This is a genomic window from Pseudomonas citronellolis (assembly GCF_029335315.1).
Lineage (GTDB): Bacteria > Pseudomonadota > Gammaproteobacteria > Pseudomonadales > Pseudomonadaceae > Pseudomonas > Pseudomonas citronellolis_A.
The window spans coordinates 1-353 of sequence record NZ_JARJLT010000283.1; the positions used below are offsets into that span (position 1 = coordinate 1).

1 pseudogene is annotated in these 353 nt (G+C 70.3%); it reads left to right on the plus strand.

The features are described from left to right. A pseudogene (locus P3W75_RS21230) lies at positions 1-353 on the plus strand (ImcF-related family protein); the annotation flags it as partial.

Sequence of the window (353 nt, forward strand, 5' to 3'; positions counted from 1 at the left end):
GCTGCAGCAGGTGGCCAACGCGGCCGACCCTCAGGCGATGATCCAGGCCCTGGCGCAGACCGTATTCCAGGGCAAGAGCGTGGACCTCACCGACACCCGCGACTACGGCAGCCTGATCGCCGCCAGCCTGGGCGCGGAGTGGAGCGGCTTCGGCCAGAACCTCTTCGTGCAGCCGCTCAGCCAGGCCTGGAAGGCGGTGCTGGAGCCCGCGACGCAGAGCCTGAATCGCCAGTGGCAGCGGGCGATCGTAACCCACTGGAGCCGTGCCTTCGACGGCCGCTATCCGTTCGCCGCCAGCGGCAGCGACGCCTCGTTGCCGATGCTCGGGCAGATGATCCGCGCCGACAGCGGGC